General features: G+C 62.7%; 21 protein-coding genes. 12 read left to right on the forward strand and 9 right to left on the reverse strand.

Annotated features, from left to right (window positions below; genetic code table 11):
* The 3 genes from HP547_RS17465 to HP547_RS17475 all read left to right on the forward strand — a co-directional run.
* A partial coding sequence (locus tag HP547_RS17465; RefSeq protein WP_218583487.1) for a response regulator transcription factor occupies window positions 1-296 on the forward strand: 296 nt, incomplete at its 5' end.
* Window positions 293-679, forward strand: a complete 387-nt coding sequence (locus HP547_RS17470) for a response regulator transcription factor (RefSeq protein ID WP_172219317.1) — start codon at window positions 293-295, stop codon at window positions 677-679. The genes HP547_RS17465 and HP547_RS17470, both read left to right, overlap by 4 nt.
* A gap of 51 nt (window positions 680-730) precedes the next feature.
* Window positions 731-1,168 (forward strand): DoxX family protein, encoded by a 438-nt coding sequence (locus HP547_RS17475; RefSeq protein WP_172219315.1) that lies wholly within the window; start codon window positions 731-733, stop codon window positions 1,166-1,168.
* Between the two features lie 102 nt (window positions 1,169-1,270).
* Here the strand turns inward: HP547_RS17475 and HP547_RS17480 are convergent, their stop codons facing one another.
* Window positions 1,271-2,761: a YifB family Mg chelatase-like AAA ATPase gene (locus HP547_RS17480; protein ID WP_172286942.1), complete on the reverse strand. Its 1,491-nt coding sequence runs from the start codon at window positions 2,759-2,761 to the stop codon at window positions 1,271-1,273.
* 255 nt (window positions 2,762-3,016) lie between these two features.
* Here HP547_RS17480 and HP547_RS17485 point away from each other — a divergent pair, with 255 nt between their 5' ends.
* The gene (locus HP547_RS17485; protein ID WP_172286943.1) at window positions 3,017-5,035 is read left to right on the forward strand and encodes a DUF4034 domain-containing protein; all 2,019 of its coding nucleotides are present in this window, start codon (window positions 3,017-3,019) and stop codon (window positions 5,033-5,035) included.
* A 2-nt stretch (window positions 5,036-5,037) separates the two neighbouring features.
* Here the strand turns inward: HP547_RS17485 and HP547_RS17490 are convergent, their stop codons facing one another.
* Together HP547_RS17490 and HP547_RS17495 are read right to left on the reverse strand one after the other, a co-directional pair.
* The gene (locus tag HP547_RS17490; protein WP_372242405.1) at window positions 5,038-5,187 is read right to left on the reverse strand and encodes a hypothetical protein; all 150 of its coding nucleotides are present in this window, start codon (window positions 5,185-5,187) and stop codon (window positions 5,038-5,040) included.
* Between the two features lie 13 nt (window positions 5,188-5,200).
* On the reverse strand, window positions 5,201-5,464 hold the full coding sequence (locus HP547_RS17495) for an accessory factor UbiK family protein (protein ID WP_172219293.1): 264 nt from the start codon (window positions 5,462-5,464) through the stop codon (window positions 5,201-5,203).
* Between the two features lie 372 nt (window positions 5,465-5,836).
* On the opposite strand from HP547_RS17495, the gene glnK reads away from it, so the two are divergent.
* From glnK to HP547_RS17520, 5 genes are all read left to right on the forward strand, one after another.
* Entirely contained in the window at window positions 5,837-6,175 is a 339-nt protein-coding gene (gene glnK / locus HP547_RS17500; protein WP_002555808.1) for a P-II family nitrogen regulator, read from the forward strand.
* Window positions 6,176-6,221: 46 nt separating this feature from the next.
* Window positions 6,222-7,553, forward strand: a complete 1,332-nt coding sequence (locus HP547_RS17505; protein WP_172286944.1) for an ammonium transporter — start codon at window positions 6,222-6,224, stop codon at window positions 7,551-7,553.
* Between the two features lie 428 nt (window positions 7,554-7,981).
* Window positions 7,982-8,311 (forward strand): transcriptional regulator SutA, encoded by a 330-nt coding sequence (sutA, locus tag HP547_RS17510; RefSeq protein WP_172286945.1) that lies wholly within the window; start codon window positions 7,982-7,984, stop codon window positions 8,309-8,311.
* A gap of 149 nt (window positions 8,312-8,460) precedes the next feature.
* The gene (locus HP547_RS17515; protein ID WP_172286946.1) at window positions 8,461-9,135 is read left to right on the forward strand and encodes a hypothetical protein; all 675 of its coding nucleotides are present in this window, start codon (window positions 8,461-8,463) and stop codon (window positions 9,133-9,135) included.
* Window positions 9,132-9,593 (forward strand): hypothetical protein, encoded by a 462-nt coding sequence (locus HP547_RS17520; protein ID WP_172286947.1) that lies wholly within the window; start codon window positions 9,132-9,134, stop codon window positions 9,591-9,593. The genes HP547_RS17515 and HP547_RS17520 overlap by 4 nt, the downstream gene beginning before the upstream one ends.
* 167 nt (window positions 9,594-9,760) lie before the next feature.
* On the opposite strand, the gene HP547_RS17525 is transcribed toward HP547_RS17520, so the two are convergent.
* The 6 genes from HP547_RS17525 to HP547_RS17550 are packed head-to-tail and all read right to left on the reverse strand — an operon-like array spanning window position 9,761 to window position 14,383.
* Entirely contained in the window at window positions 9,761-10,456 is a 696-nt protein-coding gene (locus HP547_RS17525; RefSeq protein WP_172286948.1) for an HAD family hydrolase, read from the reverse strand.
* Window positions 10,453-11,352: a tyrosine recombinase XerC gene (gene xerC / locus HP547_RS17530; RefSeq protein ID WP_172219290.1), complete on the reverse strand. Its 900-nt coding sequence runs from the start codon at window positions 11,350-11,352 to the stop codon at window positions 10,453-10,455. Before xerC ends, HP547_RS17525 begins: the two co-directional genes overlap by 4 nt.
* Entirely contained in the window at window positions 11,352-12,062 is a 711-nt protein-coding gene (locus HP547_RS17535; protein ID WP_172219288.1) for a DUF484 family protein, read from the reverse strand. The genes xerC and HP547_RS17535 overlap by 1 nt, the downstream gene beginning before the upstream one ends.
* A gap of 13 nt (window positions 12,063-12,075) precedes the next feature.
* Window positions 12,076-12,906, reverse strand: a complete 831-nt coding sequence (gene dapF, locus HP547_RS17540) for a diaminopimelate epimerase (protein ID WP_172286949.1) — start codon at window positions 12,904-12,906, stop codon at window positions 12,076-12,078.
* Window positions 12,907-12,910: 4 nt separating this feature from the next.
* Window positions 12,911-14,158 (reverse strand): diaminopimelate decarboxylase, encoded by a 1,248-nt coding sequence (gene lysA, locus HP547_RS17545; protein WP_172219284.1) that lies wholly within the window; start codon window positions 14,156-14,158, stop codon window positions 12,911-12,913.
* A 9-nt stretch (window positions 14,159-14,167) separates the two neighbouring features.
* Window positions 14,168-14,383, reverse strand: coding sequence for a lipoprotein (locus HP547_RS17550; RefSeq protein ID WP_172219282.1), 216 nt, complete (start codon window positions 14,381-14,383; stop codon window positions 14,168-14,170).
* Between the two features lie 190 nt (window positions 14,384-14,573).
* On the opposite strand from HP547_RS17550, the gene cyaY reads away from it, so the two are divergent.
* The 3 genes from cyaY to rnk form a co-directional block, all read left to right on the forward strand.
* On the forward strand, window positions 14,574-14,906 hold the full coding sequence (cyaY, locus tag HP547_RS17555; RefSeq protein ID WP_172219280.1) for an iron donor protein CyaY: 333 nt from the start codon (window positions 14,574-14,576) through the stop codon (window positions 14,904-14,906).
* Window position 14,907: 1 nt separating this feature from the next.
* Window positions 14,908-15,132 (forward strand): DUF1289 domain-containing protein, encoded by a 225-nt coding sequence (locus tag HP547_RS17560; protein WP_172286950.1) that lies wholly within the window; start codon window positions 14,908-14,910, stop codon window positions 15,130-15,132.
* Window positions 15,133-15,278: 146 nt separating this feature from the next.
* Window positions 15,279-15,595: nucleoside diphosphate kinase regulator (rnk, locus tag HP547_RS17565; RefSeq protein WP_172286951.1), on the forward strand; the 317-nt coding region annotated here is incomplete at its 3' end.

A 15,595-nucleotide genomic window follows, 5' to 3' on the forward strand; every position in this document is an offset into this window, starting at 1 on the left:
TGGCACTGCTGCAGGCGGTGCGCGCACGGGCTGTGGTCGATGGACGCAAATGGCGCCACGCGCGACAGGTCGAGGACAAGTACCAGCGCCTGACTCAGCGCGAGCGCCAGGTTTTCTCACTGGTGGTCGATGGCCTGTCACACAAGCAGATCGCCAAGCAGATTGGCACCAGCGAGGTGACGACCAAGGTGCACAAGAAGAACATCATGAACAAGATGCAGTCCCGCTCGCTGGTTGAGCTGGTGGCCATGCACCAGGTGATCGGAGCACGGCCTGAAGGCCTGGGCGGCGCATGAACAGATGGGTGTGCATCGTCGACGACGATGCTTCGGTGCGCAAAAGCCTGGCCAACCTGCTGCGCTCGGCCGGGTTCGAAACCTTGCCATTTGCCGCAGGAGAGGTGTTTCTGGCCTCGGAGCTGGCGCCACAGGCGGGCTGTGTGCTGCTTGATTTGCGGATGCCGGGGATGAGTGGTCAGCAAGTGCAGCATGAGCTGATTCGGCTGCAATGGCGTTTACCGGTGATCTGCATGTCAGCGCATTGGGAGGAAGGCGCAGTACGCGCAGCCATGAGCCTTGGCGCCTTGGCCTGCCTGGGCAAGCCTTTTCCCGAGGAAGTGTTGCTGATGGTGGTTGAAGAGGCGCTGGCATCCAGCTCAGCACACCTGCGCAATCAATAGGCTGCCAATCAGGCAATGCTCACGTGTTGATCGATCAGCGAGACCATTGCCATGCCACGCCTGAAGTTTTTCCTCGACCCTCAATCTCCGACCCTGACCGCCACCGGCCTGCTGTTCATGCGGGTGATGGCTGCTGTGCTGCTGCTTTCAATTCATGGCTTGCCCAAGTTGCTGCACTGGAGCGATGAGTTGCAGCGCATCGAAGATCCCTTTGGGCTAGGGCCTTCGCTGACGTTGGGGGTGGCAGTATTCGCCGAGGTGGTATGCCCGTTGCTGCTGCTGTTGGGGGTCGCTGCCCGCCTGGCTTGCCTGCCGGTGCTGGCGGTTTTGCTGGTGGCGCTGGTGGTGGTGCACCCGGACTGGACGCTGGAGCAGGGGCAGTTTGCCTGGTTGCTGGTGGCGCTTTATGGCGGGTTGGCGGTGACCGGGCCTGGGGGGTATTCGGTTTCGGGGTATCTTTGGGGTAAGAGGGGGGCGCGGCAGGGCTGACAGGTGCTTGGCGCTGCATATCTTGCGGCAAGCACCTGTCAGCCCTCACGCGATTCCCTATGGCTAGCTTGTCGGCGATGGGCTACAGCGCATCCCCGCCACCTAACTGCTCCCCGGCCGATACTGCAAAGCCTCGGCCAGATGCCCCCGGGCAATCGCTTCGCAGCCTTCCAGGTCCGCCAGCGTGCGCGCCACCTTCAACAACCGGTGCGCTGCCCGCAACGACAAGGTCAACCGCTCGCAGGCACCTTCCAGCCAGAGCTGGTCCGCCGCTGCCAGGCCACAATGGCGGCGCAACCCCTCCAGGTTCAGGAACGCATTCGCGCAGCCTTGCCGCCGTTGCTGCACCTCCCGCGCTTCAGCAACCCTGGCGGCAACATCGGCACTGGTTTCACCACAAGGCTGGTGGTTCAGCGTGGTGCTCTCGCGGGCCACGGTCAGGTGCAGGTCAATGCGGTCCAGTAACGGCCCGGACAACTTGTTGCGATACCGCGCGATCTGTTCGGTGCTGCAACGACAGCGGCCAGTCGGGTCGCCCAGGTACCCGCAAGGGCACGGGTTCATTGCCGCTACCAGCTGAAAGCGTGCCGGAAAACGCACCTTGTCACGCGCCCGGGCAATCACGATCTCGCCCGACTCCAGCGGCTCGCGCAGCACTTCCAGCACCCGCCGTTCGAACTCAGGCAGCTCATCCAGAAACAGCACGCCATGGTGGGCGAGGGTGATCTCACCCGGTTGCGGTCGGCTGCTGCCACCCACCAGGGCCGGGCCAGACGCGGAGTGGTGCGGGTGACGAAACGGCCGCTGTGGCCAGCTGTTCAGCGGAGCGTGCCCACTGACCGACTGGATTGCCGCCACTTCCAGCGCCTCGTGCTCGTCCAGTGGCGGCAGCAGCCCGGGCAGGCGGCTGGCGAGCAGGGTCTTGCCGGTGCCAGGAGGGCCGGTGAACAGCAAATTGTGAGCCCCGGCCGCCGCCAGCAGCAAGGCCCGCTTGGCCGCCAGCTGGCCCTGCACTTCGCTCAGGTCCGGGTAGGGACGTGGATGCAGGATCAAACCATTGGCTGCGTACGGTGGCAGTGGTACCTGGCCGTTAAGGTGGGCGACCAGTTCCAGCAGGTGACCCACCGCATACACCACCAGGCCACTGGCCAGGCTGGCTTCCTCGGCATTTTCCCGTGGCACCACCAGCGCCCGACCGGCTTCGCGCGCCGCCAGAGCCGCAGGCAACACGCCCTGCACCGGGCGTAACTTGCCAGACAACGCCAGTTCACCGAGGCATTCGACATCGACGAGGGTGGCAATTGGCACCTGACCATCGGCGGCAAGAATGCCCAGGGCGATGGCCAGGTCATAGCGCCCGCCATCCTTGGGCAGGTCGGCGGGGGCGAGGTTCTGGGTAATGCGCCGCTGCGGGTAGTTCAGCCCGGAGTTGACGATGGCGCTGCGCACCCGGTCCTTGCTTTCCTTGACCGTGGTTTCCGGCAGGCCGACCAGGGTGAGATGCGGTAGGCCGTTGGTCAGGTGGGTTTCGACACTTACCGACGGTGCCTGCACGCCCACCTGGGCGCGGCTGTGGACGAGTGTTAGGGACATGGACGCTCCGTTGTCGCTGAAAAGGCCGCTGCCTGCGGGTGGGGCAAGGATAGCCAGCGCGTCAGAGCCAGGCGCAGGAAGTGTGCGACGTGGTTTTACAGGGCAGGTTTTTTCCCTGTGATTTCACTGGAGCCGACTAAAATGGATCCAATTAACTTTGCGCAGCCGCCAGGTATGGCTTAGTGTTGTTGGGCAACGGCGGTTGCCATGGGATGGCACCGCAGCTTCTTCCAAATGGACTTGAGGTATTGCTCCGTGCAAACGCTCACCCGCACGCGCCAGGTCATCCGCGAACTGGCGGACGCCCGTGCATTTGTTGAACTCAACCGTTACTTCGACAGCCTCGAAGCGCAATGGCGACAGGCCCCGAACGGGGAGTTTCCTGCCTACCTGAGTGCCCTGGAAGGGCACATGCTGGTCGACGCCGAGTGCCAGGGCGGCAAGGCCATGAGCCAGGTGCTCAAGGCCTGGATGGATGCCTGCCCCAAGGCTTACCACCCACAGGTGGTGATGGGCTGGCACTGCCTTCAGCGCGCCCGCCAGGTGCATGGCAATGGCCAGCGCAACGCCGCAGCCGCGCTGGCCGTCGAACAAATCTGCGAAACCGCTGCCGCACACTTGGTGCGTGCCATGGACCGCTCAGCCCAGCCAGTGGCAGCGCTTGTGGGCATGCTCCATCTCAGTGCGCGGTTTGCTGAGCCTGGGTGGTTGATCGAACTGTTTCAAGGCCAGCCCGCGCGCTACCGGCCCAGTGCCCAGGCGGACGTGGAAGTGCAGGAGGCTGCGGCGCCGTTGCTGGTGAAGCATGGGCTTTTGCCGCTGGCCGAACTACCGAAAGCGCTGCCGACCTGTCTGGGCAGGCGGGTCGATCACGAGAACGAGGACCCTCGCTATTACTGGTTGCGCCATGCCCTGGTCGCTCGCCCCGGATGCTTTGAAGCGATCCAGGCCCTCGCCATTTCCCTGTCCCCCCGCTGGGGTGCGAGCCCTGACGCGATTGAACTGCTGGCCAATGGGCCATTGTGCGAAACCTGGGATGAAAGCCTGCGAAATGCGCTGCGCTGGATACCCATCGAAGACCGGCTGACGCTACCCCATACCGATCAGTTGCAGGCGGTTGCCGATTGGCAACAGGTGCTGGATGCTTGGTCACAACGCCTGCTCCGGCCCAGGGAAAGTGCGGTAGTGCTGGCGTGGCGGGGCGCCTTGCGCAGCCATGCGTTGCAGGATCACCCGGGCGCCATGCGCGACTTCGCCGCAAGCTTTGCGAGCAATGCCGACCATGGTGCCATCCCCGCAATGGGCGCGCCCTTTCGCTGCCTGGTCGAGCTGATCCTGCGCGACGGCATGGCTGACGAAAAACAGCTGCTGCGCACCGCCATCGAGCGCCTGAGTGAAGGTCGCTCGCATGCTGGCGCCTGTGCATTACGCGCTGCCGGCCACCACTTTGGCTTGTGGGGGTTGCCACGCTCGGCCGAGCAGGCGTGGGCATGGCTGCAGATGGCCGTGAAACGCCAGTGCGCGGGCCAGGCGCCGGGCTTCGAGGTGCTGGAGGTGGCGCGGCTGCTCTGGGCTGCCAATCGGCATGAAGTGGCCTGCTACCTGTATGAGCGTTGCGCCCAACTGAACCTGCCAGGGGCGGCCTTGGGGCTGTATGAGCTGCACCGAGGTGGCATGGGGAATACACCACAGCACTACCTGGATGAGCAAACGGCAGAGTACTGGCTGCAGCGTGCGGTCGCGGCGGGCAGCCGCCAGGCCAAGTACAACCTGGCTTGCCTGCGTATGCATGGCGATGAGGACCTGAACGAGCGCAGCGCCATGCTGGCAGTCCGGCGCCTGCTGGTCGACGCGCTGGGCAATGCGCAGACCAATGCCCGCGCTCGCTTGCACCTGGGGATTCTTTTGCGCCAGTTTGGCGAGGCGCAGGAGCCGGCCGAGGCGGTGGCCTACCTGTCGAGCCTGGTCGAGCACCCGGACCCATGGATCGCCGGGCGTGCCAGCGCCGAACTGGCGCTGGCCTGGATGCAGGGGCGCGGTACACGCAAGCAAAGCCGCTTCGCCGCTATCGAATGGGTCAATCGTGCGGCCACCTTGCAGCCAGGGGATTCGACCATCGAGGATATTCAAGCCGAAGTCCTCAATTCGCATAACCGCGTGAGGACCCTGGTCACCCAGTGCGGTGCTGCACTGTTCCGTGGCACCCTGCATCCCAGTGAGTTACCGCCAAGACAGCCACCATCCGCGCCGGAACGCCTAGGAGCCTCGGCCTGATCTCAGGGCCTGGCGCCGAGGATGATGTGCGAGGCCTTGATCAGCGCCGTGGCTTTCACGCTCGGCGCCGGTCCCAGCCCCTGTACCGCTTCGCGGGTGACGATGGCATGCACCTCGATACCGCCGGCCGGCTTCAGCTCATGCTGAGGCACTCCTTGTCGATTGCTATTCCTTGCCGCCAGGCGCCATCCGCGCTTCCAGCTCGGCGACCTGCTGCTCGAGGGCTTCCAGGCGTGCACGGGTGCGGGCCAGCACGACCATCTGGCTGTCGAATTCATCGCGGCTGACCAGGTCCAGCTTGCTGAAAGCACCTTGCATCAGCACCTTGAACTGGCTTTCCAGCTCTGCACGGGGCTGGGCGGTGTCGCTGCTGAACAGGCGCGAGGCCTGGTCACTCAGGGCGTCGAGAAGGGCTTTAGGCGCGAGCATGAGGCTGTCCACTGAAACTGGGAAATGGCCGGCAGTGTACCACGGGCAATTGCGCTGCCCAGGCTGGCGCGGCTGCACATAATTCGCGCAATGCGGGCTGCTGGTGCGCACCAACTTCGTGCATGTTTTACATGCTGGCGACTGGCCAAGTCCGCCGGATTCACATAACCCCCTGATTTTCGACGCTTTGGCAGAACTGGCAAGGTTTCTGCAAACACCTTTGCGAGCCATGCACTGATGCAGTTCCTTGTGACCAGGCAGTGCGCACGCAGAGCCACATGCCGACGACGCGTTACAAAGCCAACCGCTGCGCTTAGACTTGAGACGGGTTTGTTTTCCTGGGGCAAGTCCACCAAATCGGGAGAGAGTTTCATGAAGCTAGTCACAGCCATCATCAAGCCGTTCAAGCTGGACGACGTGCGCGAGTCACTGTCGGAAATCGGCGTGCAGGGCATCACCGTCACCGAAGTCAAAGGCTTCGGTCGGCAGAAGGGCCACACCGAGTTGTATCGCGGTGCTGAATATGTGGTCGATTTCCTGCCCAAGGTGAAGATCGATGTCGCCATCGATGACAAGGACCTTGATCGGGTAATCGAAGCCATCACCAAGGCAGCCAACACCGGCAAGATCGGTGACGGCAAGATTTTCGTGGTGAATCTGGAGCAGGCGATCCGTATCCGTACCGGCGAAACCGATACCGACGCGATCTAAGCAGCAAAAAAGCCTCACCAAACCCAACGCCCCAGGAGAAAACAACATGACTCTGCGTAAGATCGCAGGGCTAGGAGCCCTATTGCCCCTCGTAATGCCCGGGCTTGCCCTGGCAGAGGAGGCTGCCCCAGCGCTGAACTCCGGCGACACCGCCTGGATGCTGACTGCAACGGCGCTGGTGCTGTTCATGACCATCCCGGGCCTGGCCCTGTTCTACGGCGGCATGGTGCGTTCCAAGAACGTGCTGTCGGTGATGATGCAATGCTTTGCAATCACCGGCCTGATGAGCATTCTGTGGGTCGTCTACGGCTACAGCATGGCCTTCGATACCACCGGTATGGAAAAGGGCGTGCTCAATTTCAATTCCTTCGTCGGTGGCTTTTCCAAGGCATTTCTCAGCGGCGTCACGCCCGACAGCCTGACTTCGGCCACCGCGCTGTTCCCGGAAGCGGTGTTCATCACCTTCCAGATGACCTTCGCCATCATCACTCCGGCGCTGATCGTCGGTGCCTTCGCCGAGCGCATGAAGTTCTCCTCGATGCTGGTGTTCATGGGTATCTGGTTCACCCTGGTGTACGCGCCAATCGCGCACATGGTCTGGAGCGGCGACGGTGCACTGATGTGGGACTGGGGCGTGCTGGACTTCGCTGGCGGCACCGTGGTGCACATCAATGCCGGTATCGCAGGCCTGGTCTGCTGCCTGGTGCTGGGCAAGCGCAAAGGCTACCCGACCACCCCGATGGCGCCGCACAACCTCGGCTACACCCTGATGGGCGCTGCCATGCTGTGGATCGGCTGGTTCGGCTTCAACGCAGGCTCTGCTGCTGCCGCCAACGGTACTGCCGGCATGGCCATGCTGGTGACCCAGATCGCTACCGCCGCTGCGGCACTGGGCTGGATGTTTGCCGAATGGATCGGCCACGGCAAGCCGAGCGCCCTGGGCATTGCCTCGGGTGTGGTTGCCGGGCTGGTCGCCATCACCCCGGCTGCCGGCACCGTGGGCCCGATGGGCGCTCTGGTGATCGGCTTGTCTTCGGGCGTGATCTGCTACTTCTGCGCTACCAGCCTCAAGCGCAAGCTGGGTTATGACGACTCGCTGGACGCCTTCGGCGTGCACGGTATCGGCGGCATCGTCGGCGCCATCCTCACCGGTGTGTTCGCAGCCCCGGCCCTGGGCGGCTTTGGCGCCGTGACCGACATCGGCATGCAGGTCTGGATCCAGGCCAAGGGCGTGCTGTTCACCGTGGTCTACACCGCCATCGTCACCTATGTGATCCTCAAGGTGCTGGATGTGGTGATGGGCCTGCGGGTCAACGAAGAAGAAGAGTCGGTCGGCCTCGACCTGGCTCAGCACAACGAACGCGGCTACAACCTGTAACTGCGACGCGGTAAAAACTTGCCCGGCTTGCCGGGCATTTTTTTGTCAGATTTTCGGCATTTCCTGCACGGCAAACGGTTTATTCGGCACGTTCGCGACGTAGGTAAAAAACTTACAACTTGCAGTGCAATTATGGAGCTTTGCTTTTTCCACGGGCGCGCTAGAATGCGCGCCGAAGGGTGCTTGCGAGTAGTCCGCACACTTCGCCAGCCTTTGCTAGGCTTGCCAGTAGCGAGTGGCCAGCAGGGGCTAATGGATTTGTCAGGTCCTGCCAGGAGCAGGGCCTGCTGGGTGCCGCCTCCCATCCCGGGTGCCGACCCAAGGGCAGTGGCCTAACCCACGGCCAGTTGAATTTTCACTGGTGGCTGCCGGTCTACGGCTGCACTGGTCTATAACTAACCTGCTTTTCGCAAGTCATGAGGTAGAACATGAGCGACGACGATCTGGAAAATGATGACCTCGAAGTAGGCGACGACGACGAGGCTGATGAAGGCCTCGAAGCGGCGGCTGACGATGGCGCCGAAGATGCTGGCGACGACGACAGCAGCCCGGCACCCGCTGCCAAGGGCAAATCCAAGGCGGCCGTCTCGGTAGACGAGATGCCGAGCATGGAAGCCAAGCAGAAAGAGCGTGATGCACTGGCCAAGGCGATGGAAGAATTCCTTTCCCGCGGTGGCAAGGTGCAGGAAGTCGAGGCCAACGTGGTCGCCGACCCGCCCAAGAAGCCGGACAACAAATACGGCAGCCGCCCTATCTGAGTGGCTGCTCGCAAAAAAGCCCGCCGTCGCTGCGGGCTTTTTTGTGCCTGTCGAAAACCTGCCGAAATTTCCTACGATAAAAGCAGATTCGTCTGCTAGATCATTTTGTCCGACCTAGGCAAGCATCGCGGATCGAGCCTGGAGGATTTATGGACAAACTCGTTCGCCGTCGTGAGTTACGTAAGGAAGACATTTCTAAAGTGGAGGATCCTTTTTTTGCCAGGGGGGAAGTGGAGCGTGCCCTCATGGGGCGGAGGCACCTGTGCGGTGAAGCGGAATTTCTGAGAAGCTGTGGCATCACTTCTGGGCGAGAGCTATCAGAGCACGATCTCAAGGTGGCACTGGAAGAAATCAGAAACGGCAGCTGGCTATTTTTGACCAACAATCCATTCAGACCCATGAGACTAGATGGTCACTTAGGCACGACACAGTGCTTTCCTGTTTCAGATAAGCTGAAAAGGCAACCTGATTACGAAAAAGGCTCCGGTAAGTGGCGTACTATCGATATCGATTATGACGGGTTGAAGAACACGTTCGCCATCTTGCAAAACCGTCTTGGTTCGCTGGGTGATGAGGGCCGCCTTTTCGGCTCGGAAAGCAAGGATTATGACAACACCTTTCGGGTCGTGACCCAGCAATGGGTTCCTCTTGATAGTCATGATGATCATTTAGCATCACGCTCAGCCATTCATCGCTATGGCAAACTACGGGGCATCACGCAACGGTATCTGGAGGGAGAGGATAAGTGGCAGATCAGTGGAAAATCTTGGCACTGGCAACCTGTTCTTCCTTTTGAAACCTACGAGCACCGAGAAAAGAAATGATGTTCGTAGCACAAAACAAAGAGCGCTGGGTGTTGAGGCTATGGGGCGGGCTGGACGCCCTTTATGTATTGCTCTATGTCGCAGGCAGTATTCGGCGTGGGCATCTGCCTGTAGTTACCGATCTGCAGAGGATGCTGGGGTTTTTGGCCGAACAAGGCTTGCTCACCATGGTGTTGATGGTGATGAATGTGTTTTTACAGGTCTCGATCATTTTCAGTGCCGTGTTTTTTCTTGGCAGTCGAAAGGTGGGAGTCTACGTGGGCCTCGCGCAAATACCGTGGCGTCTGCTGTTCGCTGTGCCGTCGCTTTCGGTACTGTTGATCTGGGCCGGTCTGGTACCTGAATACAACAGGTGGCTGATGTTCTGCGCAATTGTCCTCTCAGAGCTGATCAAGGGTGGGACGCTATTGTGGCTGCTACGCCGCCAACGAAGGCGTCACGTGGTTGCTCGTAGCTGACAAAAAACCGCAGTCGCTGCGAGTGTCTTGTTCTTTTCGATTTTGTGTTTTCTGTGCGAGCCTCTTCGCGGGTGAACCCGATCTCACAGGCTCAGCACTGGCTGAAGGTTCTGCGCGATCCCTGTGGGAGCGGCTTCAGCCGCGAATGGGCCGCGCAGCGGCCCCTGTCAGCGCCAGCGCGAAAGGACGTCGGGCAGCTGCGACAGACGCTGGATCTCGGCATCCGGTGCCTGTTCACCAGCCCAGGCCTTGCCTTGTGGGTTGTACCACACTGCCCGCAACCCGGCGCGCTGTGCGCCGGCAATGTCATCGCCGGGGTGGTCGCCGATGTGAACGGCGGCGCTGGCGTCCGCGTCCCCGCGGCGCAGGGCTTCCAGGAACGGCGCCGGGTCTGGCTTGCCGATGCCAAGGTCCTCGGCACACAGGGCAAAGCTGAAATAGTCCGCCAGCCCCAGGCGGCTCACATCGGCATTGCCGTTGGTGACCACGCCCAGGGTGTAGTGATGGCGCAGAATCTCCAGCACCGGCTGCACTTCAGGGAAAATTTCCACCTGGTGGCGGGCATGCAGGAACACTTCGAAGCCTTCATTGGCCAGCTCCAGCGCCTGCTTGCTGCTGTAGCCGACTTCTTCCAGGGCGTGCAACAGCACGCGCCGGCGCAGGGCGCTGATGCGGTGCTTGAGGCCGGGCTCGGCCTGCACCAGGCGCTCGCGAATGGCAAACAGGTGCTCCACCGGTACGCCGCCAAGGATCGGGGCGTTGGCTTCCAGCCAGTCGCGCAGCACGACTTCTGCGCTGGCAATCACCGGCGCGGTGTCCCACAGCGTATCGTCGAGGTCGAAGGTGATCAGCTTGATGCTCATGAGTCTGTGCCTTTGCTGCGTTTAGCCCGGGGGTGGGCACTGTCGTACACCGCCGCCAGGTGCTGGAAGTCCAGGTGGGTATAGATTTGCGTGGTGCTGATGTCGGCGTGGCCGAGCATCTCCTGTACCGCACGCAGGTCCTGGGACGATTCCAGCACATGGCTGGCGAAGGAATGGCGAAGCATGTGCGGGTGCAGGTGCTGGCCCAGCTCACGCTCGCCGGCCGCCTTTACCCTCAGCTGGATGGCCCTGGGGCCCAGCCGGTTGCCCTGACGGGTGATGAACACCGCACCGTCACGAGGGTTGCCGATACCGCGCAGGCGATACCACGCCTGCAGCGCCTCGCGGGCCTTGCGGCCAACCGGCAGTACGCGTGCCTTGCCACCCTTGCCCAATACCTGCACCAGGCCGCCGGCGAGGTCGAGGTGTTCAAGGTCGAGGTTGGTCAGCTCGGACAGGCGCAGCCCCGACGAGTAGAACAGTTCGAGGATGGCCTGGTCACGGCGGGCGATGAAGTCGTCGTCGACGCCGCCATCGAGCAGTTGCAAGGCCCGGTCGGTGTCCAGCACCTTGGGCAGCCGCCGTTCACCCTTGGGCGCGCTCAGGCCGCTGGCCGGGTCGTGCTGGCACAGGCCTTCGCGGTTGAGGTAACGGTACAGCCCGCGCACTGCCGACAGCAGCCGCGCCAGGCTGCGCGACGACTGGCCGTGGTGGTGCAGGCGCGCGATCAGCTGGCGCAGCTGCTGGATCTGCAGCGCCTGCCAGCCGGCAATACCGTGTTCGTTGCAGTAGGCGATGACCTTGTCCAGGTCGCGCCGGTAGCCCAGCAAGGTGTGCGCCGACACCTGGCGCTCGTTGCGCAGGTGTGCGCAATAAGCCTCCAGCTGGCGTTCCATCAGCGTACCGAGCGCAGGGTCTGGGTGACACGTGGTACAACGCGGCCGAGCACTTCGGCGATATAGCCGAGGAACAGCGTGCCGACGCTGCTCTTGTAGTGTTGCGGGTCGCGGCTGCCGATCGCCAGTACCCCGTGCAGCCCTTGGTACTCAAGGGTCGCCACGGCGCTGGAGCCCACTTCACGGCGCTGTTCTTCGCCAAACAGGAAGGTCAGTTCGTGTTCGCGCAGGTTGCCGCTTACCGTCTTGCCGCCGCCCAGCAGGGCACCAATGGCCTGCTGCGCCTCGGCGTTGCTGACCCAGCGCCCGACCGGTGCGACGTTGTCGCCGAACAGGATCAGGCTGACGAAGGGCACCTGGAACTCCTGGCGCAGGCTGTCTTCGACTGCCATCACCACTTCTTCAAGGCTGGCGGCATCGAGCAGGTCGAGAATCAACCGGCGGGTCTTGTCGAACAGCCGGTCGTTGTCGCGCGCCACGTCCATCAGTTGCGACAGGCGATGGCGCATTTCGATGTTGCGGTCGCGCAGCAGCTTCAGCTGGCGTTCCACCAGCGACACGCTGTCGCCACGCTGGTGCGGAATACGCTGTTCAAGCAGCAGCTCGTCATGCTCGGCGAAGAAAGTGGGGTGGGCGCGCAGGTAGGCGATCACCGCTTCGGCATCGAGCTCGGCGGACTGCTGGGGTACAACCTGTGGCTGATCGGTCATGGCGGTTACTCGCTTAGAGACGAACCTGTCCTTCGTAGACGCGTACGGCCGGGCCGGTCATCAGCACGGGCTGGCCGGGGCCGGCCCATTCGATGTGCAGGCGGCCACCGGGCAGGTCGAGGGACATCGGGGAGTCCATCCAGCCCTGGCTGATTGCCGCCACGGCGGCAGCGCAGGCGCCGGTGCCGCAGGCCTGGGTTTCACCCGCACCGCGTTCCCAGACGCGCAGGTTGGCGCGGTGGCGGTCGACAACCTGGAGGAAGCCGGCATTCACCCGCTGCGGGAAGCGTGGGTGGTTTTCGATCTTTGGGCCCAACTGGTGCACGGGGGCGGTATGCACGTCGTCGACACGCAGCACGGCATGCGGGTTACCCATGGACACGGCGGCGATCGAATGCACTTGCCCGTCGACTTCCAGTGGGTAGTTCAGCGCCTGCTCATCGGCGACGAAGGGGATTTCGGCAGGGATGAAGCGCGGCGGGCCCATGTCGACGCTCACCTGGCCGTCGTTCTGCACGTCCAGGGTGATGACGCCGCTTTTGGTTTCCACGCGGATGCGCTTTTTCGCGGTCAGCCGCTTGTCCAGCACGAAGCGGGCAAAGCAGCGTGCACCATTGCCGCATTGCTCGACCTCGGAACCGTCGGCGTTGAAGATGCGGTAGCGGAAGTCCACTTCGGGATTGTTCGGCGCCTCGACGATCAGCAACTGGTCGAAACCGATACCGGTGTGGCGGTCACCCCATTGCTTGGCGTGCTTGGGCTGGATGTGCGCGTGCTGGCTGACCAGGTCGAGGACCATGAAGTCGTTGCCCAACCCATGCATCTTGGTAAAACGCAGCAGCATGGGGTTACTCCGGCAGCAGGCTTTCGCCAGCGTACAGTTCGGCGATGGTCTCGCGGCGGCGTACTTCGAAAGCCTGGTCACCGTCGACGAGGATTTCAGCGCAACGGCCGCGGGTGTTGTAGTTGGAGCTCATGACAAAACCATAGGCGCCTGCGGACTGTACAGCCAGCAGGTCACCTTCGGCCAGGTCCAGCACACGGTCCTTGGCCAGGAAGTCGCCCGTTTCGCAGATCGGGCCGACCAGGTCGTAGGCACGGCCTTCGCCGGTACGTGGCTTGACCGCACTGACGCCCATCCAGGCCTGGTACAGGGCCGGACGGATCAGGTCGTTCATCGCCGCATCGATAATGGCGAAGTCCTTGTGTTCGGTGTGCTTGAGGTACTCCACGCGGGTGATCAGCACGCCAGCGTTGGCCACGATGTAGCGGCCCGGCTCGAACACCAGGGCCAGCTCGCGGTCGCCGACGCGCTCGCGGATGGCCTTGATGTAGTCGGCCACCAGAGGCGGTTGTTCGTCGCGATAACGCACACCCACACCGCCGCCCAGGTCCAGGTGGCGCAGGTGGATGCCGCAATCGGCGAGGCGGTCGACCAGGTCCAGCAGGCGGTCGAGGGCATCGAGGAACGGCTCGACGGTGGTCAGCTGCGAACCGATATGGCAGTCGACACCGACCACTTCCAGGTTCGGCAGCTGCGCGGCGCGCACGTAGATGGCCTCGGCGTCGGCGATGGCAATGCCGAACTTGTTTTCTTTAAGGCCGGTGGAGATGTACGGGTGGGTGCCGGCGTCGACATCCGGGTTGACCCGCAGCGACACCGGGGCAACCTTGCCCATTTCGGCGGCTACCACTTGCAGGCGCTCCAGCTCGTCGGTGGACTCGACGTTGAAGCAGTGCACGCCTACTTCCAGGGCGCGGCGCATGTCTTCACGGGTTTTGCCGACACCTGAGAACACCACTCGGTCGGCGCGGCCGCCAGCCGCCAGGACGCGCTCCAGTTCACCGCCGGAAACGATGTCGAAGCCTGCGCCCAGGCGGGCCAGCACGTTCAGCACACCGAGGTTGGAGTTGGCCTTGACCGCGAAGCACACCAGGTGCTCGGCGCCTTGCAAGGCGTCGGTATAGCTGCGGTACTGGGCCTCGATATGGGCGCGCGAATACACGTAGGTGGGGGTGCCATGGCGTTCGGCGATGGCCGACAGGGCCACGCCCTCCGCGAACAGCTCACTGTCGCGGTAGTTGAAAGCGTTCATCTGGTTTCCTTACTGCGCAGGCGACTGCTCGGGCTCGGACTGCAGCTCTGGCTGCTGCTCCTGGGTCTGGACCGGCTTGGCTTTTGGCTGGTGCTGGTGCGACTTGCGGGTGTCCTTGCCGTCCTTGCCGTCTTCAGGCAGGTACAGCGGGCCCTTCTGGCCGCAGGCGGAAACGAGGCAGGCAACAGCGACCAGCGCCGCGAGGGAGGAAATCAGGCGCTTCATGGGTGAAATCCTTAGAAAAATGCAGTATTGCGCCCGAGTATACCGAGCGACCGGCGGCTTGCCTATGCAAGGGCCGGTCCGCCGGGCGGGCTATTCTTGCCGCCTCCAATGGCTAATCTTTGCATTCGGCGGCAAGCGCCCGTATCTTGCCCGGCTTGCCTGTAACGCAGCCAATTTCGAGGTTTCTGCAATGAGTTTGAGTGAAGCGCGTTTCCACGACCTGGTCGACGCGACCCAACAGGCCCTGGAAGACCTGTTCGACGAGAGCGGCATGGACCTGGACATGGAGAACTCCGCGGGCGTCCTGACCATCAAGTTCGACAATGGCAGCACGCTGATCTTCAGCCGTCAGGAGCCGCTGCGTCAGCTGTGGCTGGCGGACAAGTCGGGTGGGTTCCATTTCGACTACGACGAAGAGAGCAAGAAATGGACCTGCGAAAAGACCGACGAGCTGCTGGGCGAAATGCTCGAACGTATTGTCTGGGAGCGGGCCGGCGAGAAGCTGGACTTCGACGAGATCTGACATGAGCAGCACCCAGACCCGGCCACCCAAGCCGCTTTACAGCAACGTCAGCCCCGCCGTGCCATCGCCGTGCATCAGCGTTTGCCGGCTGGACGAACAGCGGGTGTGCACCGGCTGCCACCGGCATGTCGAGCATATCCGCGAATGGCGCTCGGCCGACGACCAGCGGCGCCGGCAGATCTGTCGCGAGGCCCAGGCCCTGCGCGACCAGGCCAAGGCACACTGAACGCAAGGGCTTGAGTATTTGCCCGGCTGTGGTAGTGTCGAGTTCTGCGTCGGTGACGCCAAAGCCTTTTCAAACCCCGCCCTTGGGCGGGGTTTTGCTTTATCTGCACATTGAAAATTGCCTGTTCAAAGGAGTCTGACTGGATCATGAGCACCAAGCCTTCCCTAATCCTCACCCGATTGGACGTACAACGTCTGGAGCGTCTGATCGACAGCCTCGACGAAAGTACCCCGGGTGTGCTCGCCCTGCAGGACGAGCTGGACCGCGCCGAACAGGTGGTCGGTCACGAGGAAGTACCGGCGGGCGTGGTCACCATGAACTCCCGTGTGCACTGCCGTGAGGAAGCCAGCGGCAAGGACTACCACCTGACGTTGGTGTATCCGAAGGACGCCGGGCCGGAAGGCAATGTCTCGGTACTGGCACCGATCGGCTGCGCCTTGCTGGGGCTTTCGGTGGGCGAGCA

The organism is Pseudomonas sp. CM27, assembly GCF_013179515.1.
Classification (GTDB): Bacteria; Pseudomonadota; Gammaproteobacteria; order Pseudomonadales; family Pseudomonadaceae; genus Aquipseudomonas.